Here is a 2,497-nt window from a genome sequence, read left to right as displayed (position 1 = left end):
GCGCTGGGTATCTCCTTCCGGGGCCAGGGCCCGGGTCACATCGTCCAGTTGGTGTGGGGACAGTCCGGTCAGTGCCGGGTCGGACAGCGTGTCCGGGTCCCAGTCCGGCGTCGGTGCCTGCGGGGCTGGAGCCGTAGGGATGGACGGGGCCGACTGGGGGTGCAGGGCGTAGTTCCAGTCGCCGTGAAAGGTGTGGCGGGTCAGCGGCAGGGCCGCCATCTCTGCGTCGTCGATGGTGACTCCGGTCAGGTAGGTGTTGGTGTCCAGCTGCGCGGTGACGCGTAGTCCGGTGCAGGTGGTGGTCGCGGCGATGGATTCGATGATGACTTCGTGGCTGGTCAGCGGGCGGCCGCGCCAGTTCATGGTGATGTGGGAGAAGAGCCGGTGCTCGATCTTGTTCCACTTTGATGTGCCAGGCCAATGCCGTTGCTTGAACTCGTCAAGCAGTTCCCAGTGACGTTGGAGAAGCGGGGTCGTTGGGCTCGGTATGCATCCTTGGGTGGGATTGTCCGATCATGTGCGACTGGGTGTGGTGACCCGATGGGTGACCCCGGAACTGGTCGCCAGGGTGCTGGAGAAGTGCGGAGTCCGGGACGAGAAGCCCGGTGCACTACCGGCCGGGTTCATGGTCTACTTCACGCTTGCCTTGGCGTTGTTCCAGCAGGATTCCTATGATGACGTTGCGGAGCAACTGGTGGGTGCTGTCCGTGAGTTGAGCGGGAGGATCCCGAACATGTCCTCGTTCACGCGGGCGCGCAAGCGTCTGGGGCCGCTGGTCCTGGAGGCTGTGTTCCGTGAGCTGGCCGGCCCGTTGGCCCCCATCAGCTTGGAGGGCGCCTTCTACCGCGGGATGCGGTTGGTCGCGGTAGACGGGTTCGTGCTGGATGCGCCGGATACGACGGCCAACCGGGTTGCGTTCGGCGGCCCGGTCAAGAACGGGCAGCCGGCGGGTTTCCCTCAGGTCCGGGTGGTGACGCTGACCGAGTGCGGCACACATGCGCAGGTCGATGCGGCGGTGGGCGGATTCAGCGGAGGTGAGCGGGAGCTGGCAATCGCTCTGGCTGGCTCGGCGAGCGGGATGTTGGTCATCATGGACCGGAACTTTCCCGGGGTAGCTTTGTGGAAGATGTACCTCGGGGCCGGGGCGCACTTGCTGATCCGGGCTCGTTCGCCGGTGGCACATCGGCCGGTCGAGCATCTTCCCGACGGTACCTACTTGGCCAGGATGAACCTGGCCGGGCAGAAGGGCGCACACCACGGTGGGGTGCTGGTCCGGGTGATCGAGTACCGCGTCGACGGCGGTGAGGTGGTCAGGTTACTTACCGATCTGCTCGACCCGGTTGCCTTTCCGGCGACGGAGTTGGCTCGGCTCTACCATGCGAGGTGGGAGGCGGAGTCGGCGTTTCGGCAGATCAAGACCTTCCAGCGCGGGCCGGCCGAGGTTCTGCGGTCGGGCGACCCGGATCTGGTGCGGCAGGAGGTCTGGGCGCACCTGGTCGTGCACCACTGCCTCATGCGGATCATCATGTCCCTGGCCGACGACAACGGCATCGATCCGGACCGGGTCTCGTTCGTCAAAGTCCTCAAGCACACGCGGCGCAGTGTGGTCCGTCAGTGTGCGGACACACCCGAGAAGATCAAGAAGTTCCTGGCCATGCTGGCGGCGAAGGTGCACCGGAAACTCGACAACGGCGCCAGGCGCCTGCGCGAGGCGGACCGGCACCTCAAACGGCCGGACTCGAAGTACTCTTCCAAGCTCTCCTACCGGATCAACACCCGGGACAGGCAGCCGACACGGCGCGTTGCCCCCAAGGACATCACCCTGCAGCCGACGATAGTTCACTGACTCAAGCAACGGCATTGTGTGCCAGGCGGCAGATGGCAGACGGTGACGGTCAGGCCCGTCTCGGCGGCGAGCCGGGCGAGTTCGAGCTTCCAAGCTCGAATGCGATAGCCGTTGGAGCCGCCGGCGTCGGCGGTGATCAGCAGCCGTGTCGCCTGCGGGTAGGCGGCCTGGCCCTGGCCGTGCCACCAGCGGCGGATCGATTCCACCGCGAATGCCGCGGTGTCGTGATCGGTGCCGACATTGACCCAGCCGGTGTTCTCAGCCAGGTCGTAGATGCCATACGGGATCGCCTTGCCCAGCAGTGGGTCGGCGAAGTCATGGATGTGCACCGGCACCGGGACACCCGCAGGCCGCCACGAGCGGCCGCTGTTCTTGAACTCTCCGACCAGTTCCTTCTTCTTGGTGTCCACGCTGATCACGGGCTGGCCGGCATCCCGGTGCCCGCGCGCCTGCTCGTTGAGATAGCGGAACTGGGCATCCCGGTCCGGATGCTGGCCGCCCTCCAGGGTCTTGGCGTTGGCCTACAGGCTGAAGCCCTCCTCTCGCAGCAGGTCAGCGACGGTATCGGCGCTGACCTTGTGGCCGCCCCGGGTCAGCTCCCGCGCGAGGGTACGGGTCGACTTCACCGTCCACCGCAGCGGCGACATCGGA

At 66.1% G+C, this 2,497-nt stretch carries 1 protein-coding gene and 2 pseudogenes; 1 reads left to right on the top strand and 2 read right to left on the bottom strand.

Features of this window, described 5'->3' with window-relative positions; translation table 11 throughout:
- Window positions 1-417, bottom strand: a pseudogene (locus ACLJT4_RS42265) (ISAzo13-like element transposase-related protein); the annotation flags it as partial.
- A gap of 82 nt (window positions 418-499) precedes the next feature.
- On the opposite strand from ACLJT4_RS42265, the gene ACLJT4_RS42260 reads away from it, so the two are divergent.
- On the top strand, window positions 500-1,846 hold the full coding sequence (locus ACLJT4_RS42260) for an IS4 family transposase (RefSeq protein ID WP_411130479.1): 1,347 nt from the start codon (window positions 500-502) through the stop codon (window positions 1,844-1,846).
- Between the two features lie 17 nt (window positions 1,847-1,863).
- Here the strand turns inward: ACLJT4_RS42260 and ACLJT4_RS42255 are convergent.
- Window positions 1,864-2,497, bottom strand: a pseudogene (locus tag ACLJT4_RS42255) (ISAzo13 family transposase); the annotation flags it as partial.

This window comes from Streptomyces sp. x-19 (assembly GCF_046549115.1).
GTDB lineage: Bacteria > Actinomycetota > Actinomycetes > Streptomycetales > Streptomycetaceae > Streptomyces > Streptomyces albulus_C.
This window is presented reverse-complemented; position numbering and strand designations above follow the sequence as displayed.